The 21,534-nt window shown below is 71.9% G+C and carries 19 protein-coding genes and 1 pseudogene; 15 read left to right on the forward strand and 5 right to left on the reverse strand.

Annotated elements, in window-relative coordinates; all coding sequences use genetic code 11:
• Window positions 1-129: 129 nt before the first annotated feature.
• From STBA_RS29140 to STBA_RS29150, 3 genes are read left to right on the forward strand one after another with little or no spacing between them, the layout of a single operon-like run.
• A complete protein-coding gene (locus STBA_RS29140) occupies window positions 130-1,440 on the forward strand; it encodes a sugar ABC transporter substrate-binding protein (RefSeq protein ID WP_077062047.1) in 1,311 nt (436 codons plus the stop codon).
• Window positions 1,430-2,398, forward strand: coding sequence for a sugar ABC transporter permease (locus STBA_RS29145; RefSeq protein ID WP_077062048.1), 969 nt, complete (start codon window positions 1,430-1,432; stop codon window positions 2,396-2,398). Before STBA_RS29140 ends, STBA_RS29145 begins: the two co-directional genes overlap by 11 nt.
• Window positions 2,395-3,222 (forward strand): carbohydrate ABC transporter permease, encoded by an 828-nt coding sequence (locus STBA_RS29150; protein WP_077062049.1) that lies wholly within the window; start codon window positions 2,395-2,397, stop codon window positions 3,220-3,222. The genes STBA_RS29145 and STBA_RS29150 overlap by 4 nt, the downstream gene beginning before the upstream one ends.
• Window positions 3,223-3,232: 10 nt before the next feature.
• Here STBA_RS29150 and STBA_RS29155 read toward each other — a convergent pair whose 3' ends face one another.
• Window positions 3,233-5,227, reverse strand: a complete 1,995-nt coding sequence (locus STBA_RS29155; protein WP_077062050.1) for a serine/threonine-protein kinase — start codon at window positions 5,225-5,227, stop codon at window positions 3,233-3,235.
• 1,123 nt (window positions 5,228-6,350) lie between these two features.
• Here STBA_RS29155 and STBA_RS29165 point away from each other — a divergent pair.
• Complete coding sequence (locus STBA_RS29165) at window positions 6,351-7,472, forward strand: peptidase (RefSeq protein ID WP_216355987.1); 1,122 nt, start codon at window positions 6,351-6,353, stop codon at window positions 7,470-7,472.
• Here STBA_RS29165 and STBA_RS39075 read toward each other — a convergent pair.
• Window positions 7,463-7,771, reverse strand: coding sequence for a hypothetical protein (locus tag STBA_RS39075; RefSeq protein WP_253195080.1), 309 nt, complete (start codon window positions 7,769-7,771; stop codon window positions 7,463-7,465). The genes STBA_RS29165 and STBA_RS39075 overlap by 10 nt on opposite strands.
• An 81-nt stretch (window positions 7,772-7,852) precedes the next feature.
• On the opposite strand from STBA_RS39075, the gene STBA_RS29175 reads away from it, so the two are divergent.
• Window positions 7,853-8,578 (forward strand): DsbA family oxidoreductase, encoded by a 726-nt coding sequence (locus STBA_RS29175; protein ID WP_079252223.1) that lies wholly within the window; start codon window positions 7,853-7,855, stop codon window positions 8,576-8,578.
• Here STBA_RS29175 and STBA_RS29180 read toward each other — a convergent pair.
• Window positions 8,559-8,981 (reverse strand): helix-turn-helix domain-containing protein, encoded by a 423-nt coding sequence (locus STBA_RS29180; protein ID WP_077062052.1) that lies wholly within the window; start codon window positions 8,979-8,981, stop codon window positions 8,559-8,561. The genes STBA_RS29175 and STBA_RS29180 overlap by 20 nt on opposite strands.
• A gap of 138 nt (window positions 8,982-9,119) precedes the next feature.
• Here STBA_RS29180 and STBA_RS29185 point away from each other — a divergent pair, with 138 nt between their 5' ends.
• Window positions 9,120-9,770: an NAD(P)H-dependent oxidoreductase gene (locus tag STBA_RS29185; RefSeq protein ID WP_077062053.1), complete on the forward strand. Its 651-nt coding sequence runs from the start codon at window positions 9,120-9,122 to the stop codon at window positions 9,768-9,770.
• Between the two features lie 315 nt (window positions 9,771-10,085).
• Here STBA_RS29185 and STBA_RS29190 read toward each other — a convergent pair whose 3' ends face one another.
• On the reverse strand, window positions 10,086-10,463 hold the full coding sequence (locus STBA_RS29190) for a VOC family protein (RefSeq protein ID WP_077063684.1): 378 nt from the start codon (window positions 10,461-10,463) through the stop codon (window positions 10,086-10,088).
• A 24-nt stretch (window positions 10,464-10,487) separates the two neighbouring features.
• Here STBA_RS29190 and STBA_RS29195 point away from each other — a divergent pair, with 24 nt between their 5' ends.
• The 5 genes and pseudogenes from STBA_RS29195 to pepN all read left to right on the forward strand — a co-directional run bounded on the left by STBA_RS29195 (window position 10,488) and on the right by pepN (window position 15,583).
• Window positions 10,488-10,856 carry a chorismate mutase gene (locus tag STBA_RS29195; protein ID WP_077062054.1) on the forward strand — a complete coding sequence of 123 codons (369 nt, stop codon included), beginning with the start codon at window positions 10,488-10,490 and terminating at the stop codon, window positions 10,854-10,856.
• 233 nt (window positions 10,857-11,089) lie between these two features.
• Window positions 11,090-12,351 (forward strand): annotated as a pseudogene (locus tag STBA_RS38085) (helix-turn-helix domain-containing protein).
• Between the two features lie 32 nt (window positions 12,352-12,383).
• Window positions 12,384-12,512 carry a hypothetical protein gene (locus tag STBA_RS39350; RefSeq protein WP_290443931.1) on the forward strand — a complete coding sequence of 43 codons (129 nt, stop codon included), beginning with the start codon at window positions 12,384-12,386 and terminating at the stop codon, window positions 12,510-12,512.
• A gap of 73 nt (window positions 12,513-12,585) precedes the next feature.
• Window positions 12,586-12,789: a hypothetical protein gene (locus STBA_RS29205; protein WP_077062055.1), complete on the forward strand. Its 204-nt coding sequence runs from the start codon at window positions 12,586-12,588 to the stop codon at window positions 12,787-12,789.
• Window positions 12,790-13,054: 265 nt separating this feature from the next.
• On the forward strand, window positions 13,055-15,583 hold the full coding sequence (gene pepN, locus STBA_RS29210) for an aminopeptidase N (RefSeq protein WP_077062056.1): 2,529 nt from the start codon (window positions 13,055-13,057) through the stop codon (window positions 15,581-15,583).
• Window positions 15,584-15,640: 57 nt separating this feature from the next.
• Here pepN and STBA_RS29215 read toward each other — a convergent pair whose 3' ends face one another.
• Window positions 15,641-16,279: an NAD(P)H-binding protein gene (locus STBA_RS29215; protein WP_077063685.1), complete on the reverse strand. Its 639-nt coding sequence runs from the start codon at window positions 16,277-16,279 to the stop codon at window positions 15,641-15,643.
• 110 nt (window positions 16,280-16,389) lie between these two features.
• Between STBA_RS29215 and STBA_RS29220 the strand changes: the two genes are divergently transcribed.
• The 4 genes from STBA_RS29220 to pyk all read left to right on the forward strand — a co-directional run bounded on the left by STBA_RS29220 (window position 16,390) and on the right by pyk (window position 21,443).
• Window positions 16,390-16,815, forward strand: a complete 426-nt coding sequence (locus STBA_RS29220) for a helix-turn-helix domain-containing protein (protein ID WP_077062057.1) — start codon at window positions 16,390-16,392, stop codon at window positions 16,813-16,815.
• Window positions 16,816-16,923: 108 nt separating this feature from the next.
• Window positions 16,924-18,405: a pyridoxal-dependent decarboxylase gene (locus tag STBA_RS29225; protein ID WP_077062058.1), complete on the forward strand. Its 1,482-nt coding sequence runs from the start codon at window positions 16,924-16,926 to the stop codon at window positions 18,403-18,405.
• A complete protein-coding gene (locus tag STBA_RS29230; protein WP_077062059.1) occupies window positions 18,402-19,877 on the forward strand; it encodes a SidA/IucD/PvdA family monooxygenase in 1,476 nt (491 codons plus the stop codon). Before STBA_RS29225 ends, STBA_RS29230 begins: the two co-directional genes overlap by 4 nt.
• A gap of 132 nt (window positions 19,878-20,009) precedes the next feature.
• On the forward strand, window positions 20,010-21,443 hold the full coding sequence (gene pyk / locus STBA_RS29235) for a pyruvate kinase (protein WP_077062060.1): 1,434 nt from the start codon (window positions 20,010-20,012) through the stop codon (window positions 21,441-21,443).
• Window positions 21,444-21,534: the final 91 nt, after the last annotated feature.

Below are 21,534 nucleotides of genomic sequence, written 5' to 3' on the forward strand. Positions count from 1 at the left end.
GTCAGTGGTCCAGCCCACAAACGGTGCCGTTCCGTGATGTGACCATCTGGTGGCCCGCACCCGGCACTGTCACAATCAGACGCCCAGCCCGGCTCGAAGATCCCACGACCTTTGCGGAGGGGACCGGCCATGCGTCAATCTTTCCGGGGGCGCGCCTCCAGAACGGCCCTTCGGCGTCTGGCCACCGGCGCCGCGGTGCTCTCCCTGGGCCTGGTCACGGCCTGCGGTGGCGACGACGGGGACGACGGCGCGAGCGGCGGGCCGACTCTCGAAGTCTGGATCATGGAGGGCACCAACCCGGACGCCGGCCCCTACGTGGCGGAGCTCCAGGCCGCGTTCACCGAACGGACCGGCGCCACGCTCGAGGTGCAGTTCATCCAGTGGGCGGACGCGCACGACCGGTTCACGACCGCGATGGCCGGCGGCGAGCTGCCCGACGTCGCCGAGATCGGCACCACCTGGGCGCCGGAGTTCGGCGCGGCAGGGGCCCTGACCGACCTCGCGGAGCAGATCGAGGCCGACGGCCTCGGCGACGATCTGGTGCCTGGCCTGTACGAGGCGGCGCAGGTGGACGGCGCCGTCTACGGCATGCCCTGGTACGCGGGCATCCGCTCCCTCATGTACCGCTCCGACATCTTCGCCGAGCACGACCTCCAGCCGCCCACCACGTGGCAGGAACTGCGCGAGGTGGCCCGGCAACTGCGCGTTTCGGAGCCGGACATGATCCCGTTCCCGGTCAGCGGCGGCAGCGAGTACGGCCTGTACCCGTTCGTGTGGGGCGCGGGCGGCGAGATCGCCGAGCAGACCGGCGACGGACAGTGGCGGTCGGCCATCAACGCGCCGGAGGCCGTCGAGGGCATCGAGTTCTACACCTCGCTGGCCACCGAGGACGGCCTGTCGGTCGCCGCCGCGGAAACCTGGCTGGAGACCGACCAGCTGGAAAGCTTCCAGAACGGTGACTCCGCCATGGTCATCAACGGCAACTGGACCGTCAACACGCTGATCGCCGACGACCCCGCGTGGGCCGACCGGATCGGCGTCGTCCCCGTGCCGGGGCAGGACGGCGGCTTCAGCCCCTCGTTCGTCGGCGGCTCCCTGCTGGGCGAGTTCGGCAGCGACGAGCCTGAACTGGCCTGGGAACTCATCAGCATGATGACCACCGGCGAACACGCCGCCGCCTGGGCCGAGCAGTCCGGCTACTTCCCCGGGCAGCAGTCCCTGCTCGAAGAGGTCCAGCAGGAGGCCGACCCGCTCGTCGCGCCGTTCGCGCAAGCGATGCTCGAAGCCGGCGCCAGCCTGCCGGTGACGGACCGGTACGGCGCGATCCAGGGCGAGCAGGTCGTGCAGGGCATGCTCCAGTCGATCCTGTCCGGCGACCGTTCGGCGCAGGAGGCCGCCGACGAGGCCGCCGCGGCCATGGACGAGACCTTTGGCGGCTGACCGCCCGGTCAAGGCCCGGCCGCCGCGCGGGGGGCGCGCCCCGCGCAGCGCGCGCCGCGCCGCGACCGGCCGCGCGCTGCGACCCTGGCTGCTGCTCGCACCCGCCCTCACGGTGCTCGCCGTGCTGCTGTTCTGGCCGCTGGCGCGCGTCGTGCTGCTGTCGTTCCAGGACTACGGGCTGCGGCAGATCAACACGGGCGAGAGCAACTACACCGGGCTCGACAACTACCGCGACATCCTCGGCGACTCGTTCCTGTGGAAGACCGTGCTGCCCAACACGGTCTTCTTCGCCGGTGCCTGCGTCGGCCTCACCCTCGTCGTCGGCACCCTGGTCGCGCTGCTGCTCCAGCGCCTGGGGCGGGTGTGGCGCGTCATCTGCTCCACCGTCATCATGATGGCCTGGGCGATGCCCGCCGTCACCGGCACCTACGTGTGGATCTGGATCTTCGACCCGCTCGACGGCGTCGTCAGCGGCGGCCTGGACGGGCTCGGCCTCATCGAGCCGCGGGAAACCAACTGGTTCACCGACCGCTGGTCGTTCTACGCCATCGCCACGCTCAACGTCGTCCACCACGGCTTCCCCTTCGTGGCCATCACCCTCTACGCCGCGCTCCTCACCATCCCCAGGGAGCTGCCCGAGGCGGCCGTCTGCGACGGCGCCGGGCCGTGGCAGCGCTTCTGGCTGATCACCGTGCCCACCATCAGGCCCGCGTTCGCGGTCGTGACCATCCTGTCGATCATCTGGGACTTCAAGGTGTTCGCGCAGATCTACCTGATGCCGGGCGGCGCGGGCGCGAACGAGGACGTGCTCAACCTCGGCGTCTGGTCCTACATCCAGTCGTTCAGCAGGAACGAGTACGGCACGGGCTCCGCCATCGCCGTGCTGCTGACCCTGCTGCTGCTCGCCATCACCGTCGTGTACGTGCGTGCACTGTCCAGGGAGAAGGACGAACCGTGACCCGCCGCACCTCCACCGCAGGGCGCATCGGCATCGCGGCGGCCGTGGCGGCGCTGCTGGTCTTCACGCTGTTCCCGGTCTACTGGATGATCTCCTCGGCGTTCGACCCCGATGCCGACCACCGCGGCTCCGAGGTGCTGCCCGCGGGCTTCACGCTTGACCACTTCCGGCAGGTCCTGAACGAGGGGGAGTTCACCCGCTACCTCGCGAACTCCGCGCTGGTCGGCCTCGGCACCGTGCTGCTGTCCGGCTTGCTGGCCCTCTTCGCCGCCGTCGCCGTCGCCCGCTTCCGCTTCCGGATGCGCACCAAGGTGCTGGTCATGATCCTGGTGGTGCAGATGGTGCCCCTTGAGGCGCTGGTGATCCCGCTGTTCCTCCAGATGCGCGACCTCGAACTCCTCAACAGCCTCATCGGCCTGACGATCGTCTACCTCGCGTTCTCCCTGCCGTTCGCCGTCTGGACCCTGCGCGGATTCGTCGCCGCGGTGCCGAGCGAAGTCGAGGAGGCCGCCTACCTGGACGGCTGCGGCTGGTGGCGCATGTTCCGCTCGGTCCTGCTGCCGCTGGTGGCACCCGGGCTCGTCGCCACCAGCATCTTCGCGTTCATCACGGCCTGGAACGAGTTCATCTTCGCGTTCGTGTTCATGCAGGACGACAGCAAGTACACGGCGGCCGTCGGGCTGCACCGCTTCTTCGGCCAGTACAGCACCGACTGGGGGGCGGTCATGGCCGGCTCCACGCTGATCACCCTGCCGGTGCTGATCTTCTTCGTGCTCGTGCAGCGCCGCCTCGCCGGCGGCCTCGCGTCCGGCGCGATCCGCTGACCGCGCCGCGTCAGTCCCCGGTGTTGACCGTCGCGGAGTCAACCGCCACGTCCGGCACGTTCCACTCCTGGAGGATCTCACCGTAGGTGCCGTCGTCGATGAGCGACTGCAACGCCTCCGTGAGCGCGTCGCGCAACCCCTCGTCCGCCTGGGGCAGGGCGATGCCGTAGGGCTGGACGTCGATCTGCTCGCCCGTGATGGCCAGGTCGTCGTGTCGCCCGTCGGCGAGGAAGCCGGAGGCCGTCGAGTACGACACGAAGACGGCATCGGCATCACCGCCGCGCACGGCGTCCGCCATCTCCGTGACGTCGGCGCGGCCGGAGAACTCGATCGGCTCGGCGCAACCCCCGCTGTACCGGCCGACGATCTCCTTCGGCTCGTCGAAGTCGTAGGTGGCGACGGTCCCGCCGCACAGGTCGCCCGGCGCGTCGACGCGCGCCGCATCCTCCGCCGGGACCATCAGCACCCAGCCGTCCCGGTAGTGGTTGACGAAGTCCAGGTACAGGCCGTCGCGGCTCTCCGCCGTGTCGGGCAGCGCCCCCATGCCGACCGTCCCGCTCTGCCCCGCCGCGCCCTGCGTGGCCAGGTACTGGAGCAGCGAGCCGTAGTCGACCTGTTGGAAGTGGAACTCCACGCCCAGCTGTTCGCCGAGCGCGTCGGCCAGCTCGTGCTCGACCCCGGCGAAGTCGTCCGCCTCGTCGCGGAACAAGAGCGGTGGGGAATTCACCCCGGTGAGGACCTCGATCTCGCCCGACTCCCGGATGTCAGCGGGCAGCAGATCGTGCAGCGGGGCGTCGTTCTCCTGCTCCTGCGGCTCCTCCTGCGGCTGCTCCTGCGGCTCGTTCCCGTTCTGCTCCTGCCCGTTCTGCTCCTGCCCATTTTGCCCGTTCTGCTCGTTTCCGGCCCGCGGCTCCTCGTCGCCGGAGGACCGGGTGGCCACGACCACGGCCGTCACGGCCACCACGGCGGCGACAGCGGCGGCCCCCAACCCCAGGCCGCGCCGCTTCCGGGCGGCGGGCGGCGCGGCGGGCGGCGCGGTGGTCGGCGCGGCGGGCGGCGGCAGTGCCGGCTGGTCGAACGCCGTCGGCGAAGGCCCTTCAAGGGCCAGGAGCCCGGCCGCGTCCCGGCCCAGCCGGGCCGTCAGCGTCGCGGGCAGCCACAGACCGCTGTCGGCGTCCACGGCGGCGCGCCCGGCCGTCAGCCGCAGAATCTCCTCGACCGCGGGACGTTGGGCCGGATCCTTCGCGAGGCAGCGCTCCGCCAGCTCGCGCAGCGGCCCCGACAGCGGCCCCGACTCCGGGCCCAGCTCCGGCTCCTCGTGCACCACGCGGTACAGCAGCGTGTGGACCGCCGGCTCACCGGCGTGGAAAGGACCGGTCCCGGTGGCGGCGAAGACCAGTACGGCACCGAACGCGAACACATCCGCGGCGCCCGTCAGTTGCTCACTGCGGATCTGTTCGGGCGGCATGTAGCCGGGCGAGCCGACCATGGAACCGGTGCGCGTGGCCAGGCTGGCGTCGACCGCGCGGGCGATGCCGAAGTCGATGACCTTCGGGCCCTCCAGGGTGACCAGCACGTTGGACGGCTTGAGGTCGCGGTGGATCAGCCCGTTCCCGTGAATATCGATCAGCGCCCGGGCGAGCCCGTCGGTCAGTGACCAGACCGATTCCTCGGGGAGCGCGCCGTACAGGCCCTCGACCACATGGGTCAGCGAGGGCCCGGGCACGTACCCGGTGGCGACCCAGGGCACGGCCGACTCCGTGTCACTGTCCAGCACCGGCGCGGTCCACTGCCCGCTGACCCGCTGCGCGGCGCCCACCTCCTGCCGGAAGCGGCGGCGGAACTCCGGGTCGGCGGCCAACTCGGCGTGCACCAGCTTGACGGCCGCCGTCCGGCCGTTCGGCGAACGCCCGAGGAAAACCACCCCCATCCCCCCGGCCCCGAGCCGCCCCAGCAGCCGGTACGGGCCCACGGAAGCCGGATGACCGGGGGCGAGTGGGTCCATGACTGCCTCCGTCGTGACGTGCCATCGTGACGTGCCTTGAATACGTCCGATTGATCTTATCGACCGACGCCAGACCGGAGTCCGGGTTCTGGCTCGGCTTCCGTTTGCGCTGTGAGGCGCTATTGGTTCGAGTGGAAGTGGAAGACCTGCATCAACCGGCCGTCGCAGCAGCGAGGTTGTAGCTGAGGGCAGCCTGATCCGGCTGACGGCGGGGCGGGCGAGAGCGGCCCTGACAACGCCGGGACGTGACCAACACCGCCAGATGGGGCGGGTCCGGCAAGCATGATGGAGTCACCGACGGTCGGACCGCGATCGACCAACTCCTCGCCAGATCGAGGCACCCGGCACGGCGCGACTCCTGCCGATCGTCGACGTCCGGCAGGGCAAAGCAGCGCAGACTGAACAAATCTGATTCCGTGGGAGATGCGGTTGACGTGTCCTTCGACGACGCCGGAGTTCCAGGGCAGGGAGAGGCCGGCGATGAAGGCGTCGCGGTCGCGGGCGATACCGGTGCCGAGAGGGTGGGGGCTGGGCAGGTCGTCGGGGTGGACGGCCTCGAGCCACTGCGGAAGCCGTTCGCCTTCGCGCTCGGTGAGCATGCGGGCCGAGGACCGGACGTGATCGGCGAGGGCCTCGCGCTTGGGACACGTGGTCAGGACGGCCTTGGGCCGTAGCTGTTCGACATCGGTGAGCGGTTCCGGACGGCGGAGAATTCAGTCGGCGGCCACCGGACCGAAGGCGGCCGTGCGGTTGTCCGTGCCCTTCTTTGCGTGCCCTCCTGTGGAGAGTCGGGGTGCGTCTGCCTCACCGATGGCCAGGACGCGTCCTACGTCATCACGCGCCGTGGGCGCCTGTCCCCGGCGCCGGCTGGGCGTCCCCGTCCACTGGCCGGCGGCCACGAGCCGCCGCGACGACGCCGCGGCCACTGGCGGGTGGTGACGGCCGCGTCATCGGCTCCGCACTGGGGACGACGGTGTCCAGGACGGTGGTCCAACGGTCGCGCCGGCAGATCGCTCGTCGCCGACGCAGGTGTGCGCGTTGCGCGTGCGTACGCTTACCGAACTCCGCGAAACCTTCGTGTGATCAACACAACCGGCGTGGCCGGCGCGGGGTCTCTAGCCGCATGACAGGATTTCTGAATCCACGGAGCAGGGCCGCGACCACCGTGGCGGCGGTCGCGACCCTGGCGCTGACGGCGGGGCTCTCCGCCCAGGCCCTGGCCCTGGACACCGACGCACGGAGCGATACCGCCGCCCGGGAGACCGGCGCGGCGGCCCAACCGGCCGATGCCGCCGACAATGTCGTGTCCCAGCCGTTGGCGGACACCGCCGCGAAGCAGCAGCAGGTGCGCGACTACTGGACCGCGGAACGGATCGCCGAGGTGCCCCACCAGGAACCCTCTGACCTGCCGCCGTCCCCTGGCCCGGCAGGCGCGGCCTACTCGGGTGACGGAGCGGTGTCCACGACGGTGGGCAGACTCTTCTACGTCGACCACGGCGGCGAGGACTCCAGCTGCACGGCCACCGTCGTGGAGAGCGCCAATCGGAGCACCGTGGTGACGGCTGGCCACTGCGTCGTGACGCACGACCTGCTGGGTGAGAACGCCCGGTGGGCCGAGGGGCTTCTCTTCGTCCCGGGATTCCACGACGGTGAGATGCCCTTCGGCGCCTTCCCCGCCGTCTCCGGCGTCGTGGACGCGCGCTGGGTGGCCAGTGGTGAGGCGATCGACTACGACCAGTCCTTCCTGGTGCTCGGGGAGAACGAGGAGGGCGAGCGGGTCGCCGATGCGGTCGGCGCCGTTCATGAACTCGCCTTCGATCCGGAAGTCGGCGAGCCAGTCCAGGAGTTCGGCTATCCCCGCGCGACCGGGGACCCGGCGCAGCAGGGGCGCCCGGAGTTCGTCGGCCTGCGGCTCGCCCACTGCTGGGGCACGAGCCAGGCGTTGCCGGACCACCCGGAGGCGCCGAACCCGAGTGACACACGCGGCATCCCCTGCGACATGGGGGGCGGCGCGAGCGGCGGTCCCCGTTTCGCCGACTTCGACCCCGAGGCCGGAACGGGCGTGGTGGTCGGCCTGAACACCCGGGGCAGGCACATGAACGCCGCCGGGGACTGGTGCCAGGAGGGGGACTCCGCCGACTGCGTCCGATACCTGGCCGGGCCACCGCTGACCAGCGCGATCACCGGCCCGCTGTACGAGCGAGCGCATCGCTCCGGCGTCCCCGAGGCGGGAAATCACAGGTAGGAGCTGTGCACGCGACTTGACCGGGTCCCCCGGTCCGGACGCGTCGCGGTGGCCGTCATCCGGCGGGGCCCCGGGCGAGCATCACTATGCGCGGCAGCTCCGACCGGGTGGGGCTCCCGCAGTCCCTTTTCGATGAGGAAGCCGCAGAACTGCCGGACCGGCACCAGACGCTGATGCAGTGTCGCGTTCGCCAGTCCGGCCCCCGAGTCGAGCGCGACGACGTCGCCCCCGCGGCGGCTCGGTCGCGTGGCCAACTCCTTCACGAACGCGGCCACGTGCAGCCGGTTCGCGGTGCCCACGCACTTGAAAGTGCCTTTTGTAAGCCCTCTCTTACTCACTCATGATGGTGTTACGCACTACTAGTGAGGTGAGGGAGAGAGATGGTTGAGCGGGTAACGCGCCCCGAGGGGGCGCAGGTCGTCATCGAGGTGTGGTCTGACCTGGGCTGCCCGTGGTGCTATGTCGGTCAGCACCGGCTCCAGGTCGCGATCGCGCAGCGCCCGGATGCGGACAGGTTCGATGTCAGGATGCGGTCCTTCGAACTGAACCCGACCGCACCGCAGGAGCTGGAGACGATCGAGAAGGCATTCATCCGGGCCCACGGCGGTACCGCCGCCCACTTCCTCCGGGCCGAGCGTCAAATCCAGGCGATCGCACGCAGAGAGGGGCTCGCGTTCTCTCCGGACCGTCTCAGCGCCAGCACCTTCGACCTGCACCGCGTGGTGCAGTACGCAGGCGACCAGGGCCGCGGGTTCGAGCTTTTCTCCGACGTCCAGGACGGCTTCTTCGCGGGCACCCTCAACCCCTACGACTCGGACGCCCTGGCAGGCGTCGCGGAGTCGGCCGGGCTGGACGGGCAGCGAGTCCGCGAGATCCTCGCGGGCAACGAGTACGCCGACCGCGTGCGCGCCGACCGGACCGAGGGCCTGGCGCTGGGCGCCACTGGCGTCCCATTCGTCGTCCTCGACCGCCGGGTGGCCGCCCCGGGCGCCCAGAAGGTCCCGGTCTACGGCCAGTTGCTGGAGCAGGTGGCCGGGCCGGTGCCGAGGTGCCCGACGCTACGGAGCGATGAGCGCCACGGACACCTCAGCCTGCCGACGCGCTGACCGCGCCCTTGCCTCGGCCGACTCCGGTCAGCTCGCTGGCGGCCCGGTTGCCGGCGATCTCGCTGTGGTGGTCGGCGGCCCAACTGACCATCGTCGTCACCGCGTCCATCAGTGACCGGCCCAGGTCCGTCAGCGCGTACTCCACTCGCGGCGGGACCTCGGCGTACGCGGTCCGGGTAATCAGGCCGTCGCGCTCAAGATGCTTGAGCGTCTGGGTCAGCATCCGCTGGGAGATCCCTGCGATGCTCGCCTGCAAGTCGGAGTAGCGCAGCGAGCCGGCGTTCAGGGTGCTGATGGTCAACACCGTCCACTTGTCGCCGATGCGGTCGAGTACCTCACGGATAAAGGCGCTGTCCTCCGGCCATGCCTGGCACGGACCGCTGATCTGTCGCGCTGACGCCATCTCGATTACCTCTCATCCGGGTGCAACCGCACTACCAGTATGTAACGCCCACGGGGCGACCACACACCACTTCACGGCTACGGGCCGCTCTCGGATCACCTGAGCGCGCTCTCAAACCACTCTGAAAGGAACCGACCCATGTCTTACCTGCTTCACATCGACTCCTCCTCGCTCGGCGAGGCCTCGGTCTCCCGTCAGGTCGCCCAGTCCTTTCTCGAAGGCTGGGACGGCAAGGTCGTTCACCGTGACCTCGCGGCCGCGCCCGTGCCCCACATCAGCGCGGCCGGCATCACCGCACGCGTCACCGACCCCTCCCAGCACACCGACGAGCAGTCTGCCGCGGCCGCGATGCAGGACACACTGATCGAGGAGTTCCTCGGCGCGGGCGCCTACCTCTTCACGGTGCCGATGTACAACCTGACAATGCCGTCGGTGTTCAAGGCGTGGCTCGACCAGATCATCGTCTTCGGCCACACCGTCAACCACGAAGGTCCCTCTCAAGTTGCCGGGCGGCCCGCCGTGGTGATCTCGGCCCGGGGTGGCAGCTACGGCCCCGGCGCTCCCAGGCACGGCCTGGACTACGTCATACCCATCATCGAGGCGCTGCTCGGCCACGAGGACATGCTCGGCCTCGACGTCACCACCGTGATCCCCGAGCTGACCATGGCCCCCCACGCACCGGCGCTGGCTGCGCTGCTTCCGATGCACGAGGCATCCATGGCCGACGCCCACGACCGTGCTCGCGAACTCGCCGCGAAGATCGCCGACGGCATGACCACCGCAGCCTGAGTCCCGGACCGGCTCGCCCCGGGCGGCAGCGGGTCCGCGCTCGGAGAAGAGCCCGCATCCTCCGGCGCGTGATTCCACGTAACCAAGAGGAAGACCGCGGGCATCGCTTGCCATTTGATGCTGTTGTCGACGAGGAGGAAGACCGGGTCTTCGAGGTCGCGTGGTACTGACTGCCGAAGGGGAGGTGGCGCGGGACCGCGCGCTCGCGGTGCTCGCGACGGAGTTCCACCGCAGGCTGGCGAAGATTTCGCCTCACGATCGCACCGAGCTGCACCGGATCCTGCTGGCTCTGCGGAGCCCGCGCGGTAGCTCGGCTCACATCTGGCCGTAGCACAAACAGAAAGGGTGACCGGCAGGGTCGGAGAAGACCCGGAATCCGCTGGTCTGTCCGCCGCTGTCGTGCAGGAACGTCGCGCCGAGCGCGATCACCCGCTCGTGCGCCGCATCGATGTCGTCGCGCGTCGGCACGTCGAAGTCCAGGTGGAACTGCTGCGGATGTTCCGGGTCCGGCCACCGGGGCGGCCGGTGGTCCGGCGCCGCCTGGAAAGCCAGCCGCTGGCCGCCGGGCGACGTCAGGGTGACCCAGGACGGGTCACTCCCGTCCAGCTTCCAGCCCAGGATCTCCCGGTAGAAGCGGCCAAGCGCGATCGGACTCGGACAGTCGATCACCGTGCACTGCAAAGTTGCGATCACGATGTGCAGCATAGGGTGGTGCACATGAACAGCAGCAGTACCGGACAGGGCCGCCAAGGCCCCGGGGACCTCGACGAGGACGTGCGCGCGGAGCTGGACACGCTGCGGGACAGCATCGACAACATCGACGCAGCCATCATTCATATCCTGGCCGAACGGTTCAAATGCACGCAGCGGGTCGGCCAGCTCAAGGCCGAGCACAGCCTCCCCGCCGCCGACCCCGCCCGAGAGGCCCGCCAGATCACGCGGCTGCGCCAGCTCGCGGAGAACGCGAAACTCGACCCCGCCTTCGCGGAGAAGCTGCTGAACTTCATCATCGCCGAGGTCATCCGCCACCACGAGACGCTCGCCAGCGAAGCCACGACCGCCGGCGGCCCCGGCAACGCGGACTGACCGCCGGGGGCCGGCCCCTGTCCGCCGACGCCGGTGCCGACGGCGGCGTACGACACCTGCGGCACAGGGTGACGACGACCTTCCGCGGGTTACGCCGACCAGCCGCCTGCCGGAGGCGCGGCACGCCGTCGCCGTGCCGCGCTCGCGGGTTCGGGTGCGGATCACCGGCAGCTCTACACAGCCGTGACCATGCGGACCTAGCGTGGTGGAGCGACCTGCTGGCCGGGGTGGACATGCAATCCGACGAGAACGCGGGCATCGGCGACCGCATCGCGCGGCTCCGGAACAGACGCAAGCTGACGCAGGAACAGCTCGCCGAGAAATCGGGGCTGTCGGCAGACACGGTGCGCAAGCTCGAACAGGGGCAACGGCAAACCGCGCGGCTCACGACGCTCAATGCGCTCGCGCGCGCCATGGACGTGGAGCCGTCCGTCCTGGTCGGCCAGCCCACCACGTTCGAGGCGCGCGAGGACGGGGACGCGCCGTCCGTTCTGGCCCCTGCGGCAGGCCGTATCTCCCGTCTCCCACCTGCTCGGAGAGGAACCCCGATCCCGAAACGCCACCGACCATCGGGCAGCTGCGCGCATCGCTGCGCTCCGCGGAGCGGATTCGGCGCGAGGGGCGCATGGGGGAAACCGGTACGCTGCTACCGCAGTTGATCCGTGACGCCCGGACAGCAGTGCATGCCCACGAGGGGCCGGAGCGGGCGGCCGCGTGGTCCGTGCCGGCCGAGGCGTACCAGGTCGCCGCCACCACGCTGGCCGCGCTCGGCAAGGAGGACGCGGCATTCACCGCGCTTGAGCGCTCCCTGCACGCGGTCGGCCAGTCCGACGATCCGCACTCGGAGTCGGTCGGCATTTCCACTTCGGCGTGGATCTTCACGAAACAGGGCCGCCTTGCCGACGCCGAAGGTGTTGCTCTCGCGTATGCGGAGAAGATCGAGCCCACGTTCAAGTCTCAGCCGCTTGATCTTGCGCTGTGGGGCATTCTCCTGCTCAGAGCGGCCACGGCTGCCGTCCGCCGGGAGAAGGAAGGCGCGGTCGAGGAGCTGCTGAGCATGGCAGGTGCGGCGGCCGCTCGAATCGGCAGGAACCAGCTCGTGTACGCGATCCCCTTCGGCCCGGCCAATCCGGGCGTGGCCAAGGTCAATTTCCTGGTCGAGACGGAGAAGGGCGGACAGGCCCTGCGGGAGGCACGCGCGGTGCACGACGCGGGCTCACTCCCTCCGACGTGGGCTGCTCGCTTCCACGTGGACCGGGCCATCGCCCACGTGGACGAGAAGAACGACGAGGCCGCAGTGCGTGCGCTGCTGGTCGCCGAGAAAGCCGCTCCGGAGTGGATGCGCCACCACGCGACGGCGCGGAGAGTGGCTGCGGAGCTGCGCAACCGCGAGCGTCGTCGGTCCTCCCCGATCAACGAACTCGCCGACAGACTGCACTCGGACTTCTGGGACACGGCTTCCGGGACGCCGCCATCGCCCGTGGGGATCAGGTGATGGTTGGCGGCCACCGGTTCACCGTGGCGGATATGACCGAGCTGCGCGGCGGCGCGAAGCGGCTGCTGTTCGACTCGGGGGAGTCGTTCACTGTGACCCGCACCACCATTCTGTGGGCCGCGCGTCGCACCGACCCGCGTCTCGCCCGCAGGCGCCGCTGAACTCGGTGGGCCGTGGGGCGTTTACCGTAGACCCGGCGTGCCCGCCGGGTGCGTACGAGTGCGAGGGAACGGGATGGCCGAGCCAGAGGACGACTGCCCAGGTCCGCACCACCAGTGCCAGGCATGCACCGGGCAGCGCGTGGAGTTCCGCGAGACGCTGTACGTTCCCGCGTCCGGGCCGGTGCACGGGGTTGCCGCGCCGCACCGGTGCTGGCACTGCAAGGGGCGCGGCTACTACTGCACCTCCGAGGTGCGCTGCACGCCGCCGCACGAGTAGGGCCGCGAGTGACCGGCGGGAGGCTCCGGGGGACGGTGTCCCGCGGAGGAACGGTCACTCGCGGCCGTCCCGGGCGGGCCGCCGGCCGGCGCCGCGGGCCTGCCTCAGGGCTTGATTCAAGGCGTGACTCCCAGGAGCGTCAAGGCTCTGGACTGGACCAATTTCCCGGCGGCCAGGTTCCGGTATGGCGCCGGGGAACGGCGCCCGGCCGCGCGGCACGCAATCTGCGTGCACCGCCCGCGGCCCCTGCGGCACGATGGCCCCCATGGCCCCACTGACACGCCTCGAAGCGGAAGCCCGATCGGCTCTCCTGGACGTCCACCACTACGCGATCGACCTCGACTTCACCCACGGCGAGGACACGTTCGCCTCCGTCACCACCATCCGCTTCACCGCGCGTCGGGACGGCGACACCTTCGCCGAACTGCGGTCCACCGCGCTCCACGGCGCCACCCTCGACGGCCGGGCCCTCGACCCCGACACCCTCGCCGACGGCAGGCTGCCGCTGACCGGCCTCACCGCCGGCACCCACGAGCTCCGGGTCACCGCGGACATGCCCTACTCCCGCACCGGCGAGGGCATCCACCGCTTCACCGACCCCGCCGACGGCCTCACCTACCTGTACAGCATGTGCTTCCTGGCCGACTGCCCGCTCGTCTTCGCCGCCTTCGACCAGCCCGACCTCAAGGCTGTCTTCGACGTCACCGTCACCGCGCCCGAAGGCTGGACGGTGCTCGGCAATGGCAGCGTCACCCCCGTGGCGGGCCGGCCCGGAGTCCACCGCTGCGCCACCACCCCGCCCATCAGCACCTACTTGATGGCCGTGGCCGCCGGGCCCTATCACTCCGTGCGCACCGAGCACGCCGGCCTGCCCTTCGGGCTCCACGTGCGGCGTTCCCTCGCCGAGCACCTCGACAAGGACGCCGACGAGATCTTCGACATCACCCGGCGCTGCTTCGACCGCTACCACGAAATCTTCGACGAGCCCTACCCGTTCGACTCCTACGACCAGGCGTTCGTCCCCGAGTTCAACGCCGGCGCCATGGAGAACCCCGGCCTGGTCACCTTCCGCGAGGGCTACATCCACCGCTCCGCCGTCACCGACAGCCAGCGCGAGGTACGGGGCGTCGTCGTCGCGCACGAGATGGCGCACATGTGGTTCGGGAACCTCGTCACCCTCCGCTGGTGGGACGACATCTGGCTGAACGAGTCCTTCGCCGACTACCTCGGCTACCAGGTCCTCACCGACGCCACCGACCACCGGCCGTGGGTCGAGTTCTGCACCGACCAGAAGCAGCGCGGCTACGACGCCGACCAACGCGGCTCCACCCACCCCGTCGCCCCCGAGCCCGACGCGGTCCCCGACACCGCCTCCGCGCTGCTCAACTTCGACGGCATCTCCTACGCCAAGGGCGCCTCCGCGCTGCGTCAACTCGTCACCTGGCTCGGCGAGGACGCGTTCCTCGCCGGCGTCAACGACCACTTCACGCGTCACCGGTTCGCCAACGCCACGCTTGCCGACTTCGTCGACTCCATGGCCCGCGCCTCCGGCCGTTCCGTCCCCGCGTGGGCCGACGCCTGGCTGCGCACCACCGGCCCGGACACCCTCACCCCGCAGATCGACGCGGGCACGGGCACGGGCACGAACGCGCACGGGGACGAAGACGCGGACGGGAACGCGGACGGCTGGCGGCTGCGCCTCGCGCACGCCGGCGCGCGCCCGCACCGGCTGTGCCTCGGCGTCTACGACGCCGACGGCGCGCCGCGCGCCCGGCACGAGATCGAACTGCCCGCGGCCGAGGGCACCACCGAGCACACGTTCCCCGGGCCGCGCCCCGACCTCCTCGTCCTCAACGACGGCGACCTCACCTACGCCAAGGTCCGCCTCGACCCCCGCTCCTGGGACACCGCCCAGCGCGTCCTGTCCGACCTGCCCGAGCCCCTCACCCGCACCGTCGTGTGGAACGCGGCCCGCGACATGGTGCGCGACGGCGAACTCGCCCCCGCCGCCTACCTCGACGCCGCCCGCCGCCTGCTGCCCGCGGAACCGTCCACGGCCATCCTCGAAGCCGTCGTCGCCTTCGCCCGCGGCCCCGTCACCGACCGCTACCTCACCCCGGAGCAGCGCCCGGCCGGGCTCGCGGCGCTCTCCGCCCTCGCCCGCGACCTCCTCGGCGCGGCCGTCACCGACCCTGCCCGCCGCCTCTTCGCCGCCCGCACCGCCATCGACGCCGCCACCGAGCCGGGGCAGCTGCGTTCCTGGTGGGAGGCAGGTACCGTGCCCGGCGGCCCGGTGCTCGACCCGGAACTGCGCTGGCGCCTCCTCGGCCGGCTCGCCGTCCTCGGCGCCACCACCGAGGAGGAGATCGCCGCCGAGGCCGCCCGGGACGTCACCGCGAACGGCGAGGAGGGCGCCGCCCGCTGCCGCGCCGCGCTTCCGGACGCCGCCGCCAAGGAAACAGCCTGGCACGCCATGTTCGACCCGGCCGACACCCTGTCCAACTACCTCTTCGCGGCCACCGCGCAGGGTTTCTGGCAGCCGGAGCAGCGTGACCTCCTCGCCCCGTGGGTCGCGCGCTACTTCCCCGCCGCCGTCGGTGTCGCCGCCCGCCGCGGGCACACGCTCGGCGTCCTGGCCGGCCGCCAGGCGTTCCCCCGTGGCTTCACCGACGCCGGGACCCTGCGGCTCGGCGAGGACGCGCTGCGCCGCGCCGACCTCACCCCCGCCCTGCGCCGCCCCCTCGCCGACCAGCTCGACGACCTGCGGCGCGCCCTGCACGTCCGCGGCCGGTGACGCCGCCGGGCCGGGGCCGGGGGGCGGCGATGGCTGCCCCCGGCCCCGGCCCGGCGGTCAGCCGGCCGTCACGGCCAGGTGCATCCGGTGGTGCGCGGGCGACTCCACCTCGTCGAGCAGCGCAACCGCGAAGTCCTGATAGGAAATCCGGGTCGCCATGTCACCCGCCGCCACCACCCGGTAGGTGCCGCCGCGCCCGCCCTCGTGGTCGAAGTCCCCGGCCGGGGACACGTACAGCCAGTCCACGTCGCCGCCGGCGGAACGCAGCACCTCCAGCCCCGCCCCGTGCGCCCGGCAGAACGGCCGGTGCTCCTCCGGTATCGCCGAAAGCAGCGGCACCCCCGCCGCGTCCGGCAGCAGCGCCGACAGCCCCACCACTACCAGCCGCCCCACCCCCGCGCCGCGCGCCCCCGCGAGCAGCGCGTGCGCCGACGCGGGGAAGAACACGTCGGGACGCGTCCCCTCCCGGTACACCGCCGCGGCCGACACCACCGCGTCGTGGCCCGGCACCACGGCCGCCACCGATGCCGTATCGGCAGCGTCGCCCGCCACCACCCGCACCGATCCGTCCGCCGGGCCCCCGTACCGCGCCGGGTCGCGCACCACCGCCGTCACCTCGTGCCCCCGCGCCCGCGCCTCAGCGACGGCCCGCCGCCCCGCCCTGCCTCCCGCGCCGAACACCACGATCGCGCCCATCACCACGTCCCTCTCCGCTCGTCCGGTCGGCCCGGCGCCGACCCGTTCCGGGACCGTAACCGCACGCCCGGTATCCCCCCGGATACCGCCGCCCGCACTACCGTGGCCGCATGACGGAACGCGCGACACAACCGCGGCCGCTCAGGCCCGACATGCTCGACGAACTGTGCCCGTCCGCCGTCGCCCCCTTCCGGTTCGGCGACAAGTGGGCCGCGCCCGTGCTGCGTTGCCTCGCGGACGGCCCCCGCCGCTTCTCCGAGCTGCGCGTCCCCCTGCACCGCGCCACCCCCCGCGTCCTCACCCGCACCCTCCGCGCCCTCGAACGTGACGGCCTGCTCACCCGCACCGCCCACCCGGGCCCCGCCCGCCGCGTCGACTACGCGCTCACCCCGCTCGGCCGCAGCATCCTGGAGCCGCTCGCCGCCGTCTGTGCCTGGACCGCCGAGCACTGGGACGAGCTGGTCGACGCCCGCGAAGCCTGGTCCGCGGACCGCGCCCCCGGCGCACAACCAGGGCGCATCCGCAAGCCGCATTAACCCCTTCGGGGGAACGGGGGGCAACGTGCGGACCGCGCCCCCGGCGCGCGCGTAGCTTGAGCGCCGTCCCGCCGCACGCGGTGCCTGCCGCCCACCGAAGGGTTCCCCATGCCCGCGAACCCCCTGCCTGCGAACCCCCTGCCCGACGCCGCCCTCCTCGCCGGCGGAGCCGCCGGTCCGCGCGCCCTGCGCCCCCTGCTCGACACGGTGCTCGACGCCCTCGCCGAGGGAGCCGCCGCCCGCTGCGGACCACTGCCCGCGGGCGGCCCCGATGCCGTGACCCAACTGCTCGAACGCTGCGGCCCCACCCTCCCCGACCACGGCACCGGCGCCCTCGACGCCCTGCACACCCTCGTCACCGCGCTCGCCGCCGGCGCCGCCGACCCGGCCGACCCCCACTGCGCCGCCCACCTGCACGCCCCGCCGCTCGCCGTCGCCGCCGCGGCCGACCTCGCCGCCTCCGCTCTCAACCCCTCGATGGACTCGTGGGACCAGGCACCCGCCGCCTCCGCCCTCGAACAGCGGCTGACCCGCGACCTCGCCGCCCTCGTCCACCCCCGCGGTCCCGGCCCCGACGCCCTGGTCACCACCGGCGGTACCGAGGCCAACCTGCTCGGCGTGCTCCTCGCCCGCGAACGGCTCTCACCACGCCTGGCCCTGCTCTGCGGCGCCAACGCCCACCACAGCGTCCACCGCGCCGCCTGGCTCCTCGGCCTGCCCGCGCCCATGGTCCTGCCCACCCCGCGCGGCATCCTCGACCCCGCCGCCGTGCACGACGCGCTCACCGGCCTCGACACCCTGAACTGCACCGCCGGCCCGCCCACTCCCGTCCTCGTCGTCGCCACCGCGGGCACCACCGACAGCGGCGCCATCGACCCCCTGCCCGCCCTCGCCGACACCGTCGCCGCCCATCGCCGCGGCAGACCCACCGCGCTCCACGTCGACGCGGCCTATGGCGGCGCCCTTCTGTTCAGCCCCGCCCACCGCACCAAACTCGCCGGCCTCGACCGCGCCGACACCGTCACCATCGACCTGCACAAGCTCGGCTGGCAGCCCGTCGCGGCCGGTCTGCTCACCGTCCCCGACGGGCGCGCCCTCGCGCCCCTCGGCCACCGCGCCGACTACCTCAACGCCGAGGACGACACCGACGCAGGACTGCCCGACCTGCTGGGCCGCTCCCTGCGCACCACGCGCCGCCCCGACATCCTCAAGATCGCCGTGACCATACGGGCCCTCGGCACCGCCGGCCTCGCCGCGCTCGTCGAGCGCACCTGCGACGCCGCGCGCGACTTGGCCGACCGCGTCGCCGCCGAACCGCGCCTCACCCTCCACACCAGGCCGGCCATCAGCACCGTGCTCTTCCGCCCCGCGGGCGCCGACGACGAACAGGTCGCCGCCATCCGCCGCCGCCTCCTCACCGAGGGCCGCGCCGTCCTGGGCCGCGCCCGCGCCCGCGACCACGACGGCCGCACCGTTCTGTGGCTCAAGGCCACCCTGCTCAACCCCCATGCCCAGCCGAGCGACCTCGCCGCCCTGGTCAAGCTCGTCCTCGACCAGACGCCGCGCCCGCGGAAGGACAGCAGCCGATGACCCCCGCCGACCCCCGCCACCCCCTCGACCTCGCGGGCATCGGCATCGGACCGGCCAACCTCTCCCTCGCCGCCCTCGCCGAGCCCCTGCGCGGCCTGCGCACCGCCTTCTACGAGCAGCGCCCCGCGTTCCACTGGCACCCCGGCCTGCTGATCGAGGGCACCACCCTCCAAGTCCCCTTCCTCGCCGACCTCGTCACTCTCGCCGATCCCACCAGCCGCTGGAGCTTTCTCGCCCACCTCCGCGACCGGCAGCGCCTGTTCCCCTTCTACTTCGCCGAGCGCTTCCACATCCCGCGCGCCGAGTACGACGCGTACTGCCGGTGGGTCAGCCGCGGGCTCGCCGGACTGCACTTCCACCACCGCGTCGACGCCGTCCGCTGGAACGAGGAGCACGCCGTCTTCGAGCTGGACTTCACCCGCCTCGACGGCGGGCGGGCAGACAACGGCACCGCGCGGCCCGCCTGCTCCGGCCGCGCCCATGCCCGCAACCTCGTCATCGGCGTCGGCACCGCACCCCACGTGCCCGAGGCGCTGCGCCCGCTGGCCGCTTCCGCGACCGCGACCGCGCCCGTCGTCCACTCCGCCGACTACCTCGACCACCGCGAACGACTGCTGGCCGCGGACCACGTCACCGTCGTCGGCTCGGGGCAGTCCGGCGCCGAGATCTTCCTCGACCTGCTGCGCAGGCGCCCGCCCGGCCGCGAACGGCTCCACTGGCTCGCCCGCACCCCCGCGTTCGCACCCATGGAATACAGCAAGCTCGGCCTCGAACACTTCACTCCCGACTACACCCGCTACTTCCACGGCCTGTCGGAGCCCGTCCGCGACCGGCTGACCGAGGGGCAATGGCAGCTGCACAAGGCCGTCGACGCCGAAACGCTCGCCGCCATCCACGACGAGCTGTACCGGCGCAGCCTTGACGGACCGGACGGACCGGACGGACCGGACGGACCGGACGGCCCCGGCGGCAGCTGGCCGGACGCCGTGCTCACCCCGGGCGTCACCGTCCGCACCGCGGGCCGCACGGCCGCGGGCCGCCTCGAACTGCACCTCGACCACGCCGAACAGGGCGCCAGGACCCGCCTCACCACGGGCGCGCTCGTGCTCGCCACCGGCTACCGCGAACGCCCCCTCGCGACGCTGCTCGCCGACCTGGCCCCGCTGGCGCGCCGCGACGCCGCCGGCCGCTTCGAGGTGGACCGGAACTACCGCCTGGTGCTCGATCCGCGGGTCACCGGTGCCGTCCACGTGCAGAACGCGGAACGCCACACCCACGGTGTCGGCGCGCCCGACCTCGGCCTGGTCGCGCACCGCAGCGCGACGATCCTCAACCACCTGACGGGGGAGGAGCGCTACCCGCTCCCGGAGCGCACCGCTTTCACCACCTTCGGGGCGAGTTCCACCGGCGCGCGCGCCGTCGCAGAGCAACGTTTCACCACGGAAGGCAGCGGGCAGATTACCTCTCGATAAGGGCCGGTGGAAAAGCTCATAAGAGCGGGCCCCCGCTCATTCCGAGAGTTGTCGGACTCTCTTTAAATTCCAGCCGTTGAGTGGTCACTTTCGGATGGCTCTCTACTGGCTGGTAACTCCTATGGTTGGCCTATGCGCCGAGCAAAAATTGTCTGCACACTTGGGCCCGCCACCGACTCGTATGAGCGCATCGCCGCGCTCGTAGAGGCGGGAATGGACGTGGCCCGGCTGAACCTCAGCCATGGCGCTCACCGCGAGCACGACCTGCGGTACCAGCGCGTCCGCCGCGCCGCTCAGGAAAAGGGACGCAGCATCGGAATTCTGGCCGACCTGCAAGGCCCCAAGATCCGGCTCGGCAGCTTCCGCGAAGGGCCGGTCCTCCTCGAAGCCGGTGACGAATTCACCATCACCACCGAGGACGTCGCCGGCGACCAGAACCACTGCGGCACCACCTACCCGGGCCTCGCCGGAGACGTCACCCCCGGCGAGCGCATCCTGGTCGACGACGGCCGCGTCGCCCTCGAAGTCGCCGCCGTCGACGGCCCCCGCGTGCGCACCCACGTCGTCGAGGGCGGCATGGTCTCCGACCACAAGGGGCTCAACCTCCCCGGCGTCGCCGTTTCCGTCCCCGCCCTGTCCACCAAGGACATCGACGACCTGCGCTGGGCCCTGCGCACCGGCGTCGATATCATCGCCCTGTCCTTCGTGCGCAGCGGCGACGACATCAAGGACGTGCACCGCGTCATGGCGGAGGAGGGCCGGTTCCTCCCTGTGATCGCCAAGATCGAGAAGCCGCAGGCCGAAGCCAACCTCCAGGACATCGTCGACGCGTTCGACGGCATCATGGTCGCCCGCGGCGACCTCGGCGTCGAAGTCCCCCTGGAAGCCGTGCCGCTGGTCCAGAAGCGCGCCGTCAAGCTCGCCAAGCGCAACGCCAAGCCCGTCATCGTCGCCACCCAGATGCTGGACTCGATGATCGAGTCCTCCCGGCCGACCCGCGCCGAGGCGTCCGACGTCGCCAACGCCGTGATGGACGGCACCGACGCGGTCATGCTCTCCGGCGAAACCAGCGTCGGCAGGTATCCGGTCGAGACCGTCCGCACCATGAGCCGCATCGTCGCCGCCGCCGAGGAGGAGCTGCTCTCGCACGGGCTGTCCCCCCTCGCCGAGGGCGGCAAGCCCCGCACCCAGGGCGGCGCCGTCGCGCGGGCCGCCGCCGAGATCGGCGACTTCCTCGACGCCAAGCTGCTCGTCGCGTTCACGCAGAGCGGCGACACCGCCCGGCGTCTCTCCCGGTACCGCTCCCCGATCCCGGTCGTCGCGTTCACCCCCGACCCGGCGACCCACGCCCAGCTCACCCTGACCTGGGGAGTCGAGACCTATCTGGTCCCGACGGTCCAGACCACCGACGAGATGGTGGCCCAGATGGACGAGCAGCTGCTGCGGATCGGCCGCTGCCGCAAGGGCGAGATCGTCGTGATGACCGCGGGCTCGCCGCCCGCCACCCCCGGCACCACCAACCTCGTGCGTGTGCACCACGTCGGCGAGGACGACGCCCCGCGCTGACCCGGCGCCAGGGAGCCACGGGCACCGGCAGGTACCCACAGGCACCGCGACGGCCCGGCCGCCGCGGTGCCTCTTGTCACTCCGATCGTGC

The sequence above is a fragment of the Streptomyces sp. MP131-18 genome (genome assembly GCF_001984575.1).
Taxonomy (GTDB): Bacteria; Actinomycetota; Actinomycetes; order Streptomycetales; family Streptomycetaceae; genus Streptomyces; species Streptomyces johnsoniae.

What these genes read in the sequence shown, in the direction of transcription:
- STBA_RS39350 (WP_290443931.1), top strand. Translation starts at nt 12,384, where the DNA reads ATGACCGAGCTGCGCGGCGGCGCGAAGCGGCTGCTGTTCGACTCGGGG.
- STBA_RS29140 (WP_077062047.1), top strand. Translation starts at nt 130, where the DNA reads ATGCGTCAATCTTTCCGGGGGCGCGCCTCCAGAACGGCCCTTCGGCGT.
- STBA_RS29185 (WP_077062053.1), top strand. Translation starts at nt 9,120, where the DNA reads ATGTCTTACCTGCTTCACATCGACTCCTCCTCGCTCGGCGAGGCCTCG.
- STBA_RS29230 (WP_077062059.1), top strand. Translation starts at nt 18,402, where the DNA reads ATGACCCCCGCCGACCCCCGCCACCCCCTCGACCTCGCGGGCATCGGC.
- STBA_RS29205 (WP_077062055.1), top strand. Translation starts at nt 12,586, where the DNA reads ATGGCCGAGCCAGAGGACGACTGCCCAGGTCCGCACCACCAGTGCCAG.
- pepN (WP_077062056.1), top strand. Translation starts at nt 13,055, where the DNA reads ATGGCCCCACTGACACGCCTCGAAGCGGAAGCCCGATCGGCTCTCCTG.
- STBA_RS29155 (WP_077062050.1), bottom strand. Translation starts at nt 5,227, where the DNA reads ATGGACCCACTCGCCCCCGGTCATCCGGCTTCCGTGGGCCCGTACCGG.
- STBA_RS29220 (WP_077062057.1), top strand. Translation starts at nt 16,390, where the DNA reads ATGACGGAACGCGCGACACAACCGCGGCCGCTCAGGCCCGACATGCTC.
- STBA_RS29195 (WP_077062054.1), top strand. Translation starts at nt 10,488, where the DNA reads ATGAACAGCAGCAGTACCGGACAGGGCCGCCAAGGCCCCGGGGACCTC.
- STBA_RS29215 (WP_077063685.1), bottom strand. Translation starts at nt 16,279, where the DNA reads ATGGGCGCGATCGTGGTGTTCGGCGCGGGAGGCAGGGCGGGGCGGCGG.
- pyk (WP_077062060.1), top strand. Translation starts at nt 20,010, where the DNA reads ATGCGCCGAGCAAAAATTGTCTGCACACTTGGGCCCGCCACCGACTCG.
- STBA_RS29225 (WP_077062058.1), top strand. Translation starts at nt 16,924, where the DNA reads ATGCCCGCGAACCCCCTGCCTGCGAACCCCCTGCCCGACGCCGCCCTC.
- STBA_RS29180 (WP_077062052.1), bottom strand. Translation starts at nt 8,981, where the DNA reads ATGGCGTCAGCGCGACAGATCAGCGGTCCGTGCCAGGCATGGCCGGAG.
- STBA_RS29165 (WP_216355987.1), top strand. Translation starts at nt 6,351, where the DNA reads ATGACAGGATTTCTGAATCCACGGAGCAGGGCCGCGACCACCGTGGCG.
- STBA_RS29175 (WP_079252223.1), top strand. Translation starts at nt 7,853, where the DNA reads ATGGTTGAGCGGGTAACGCGCCCCGAGGGGGCGCAGGTCGTCATCGAG.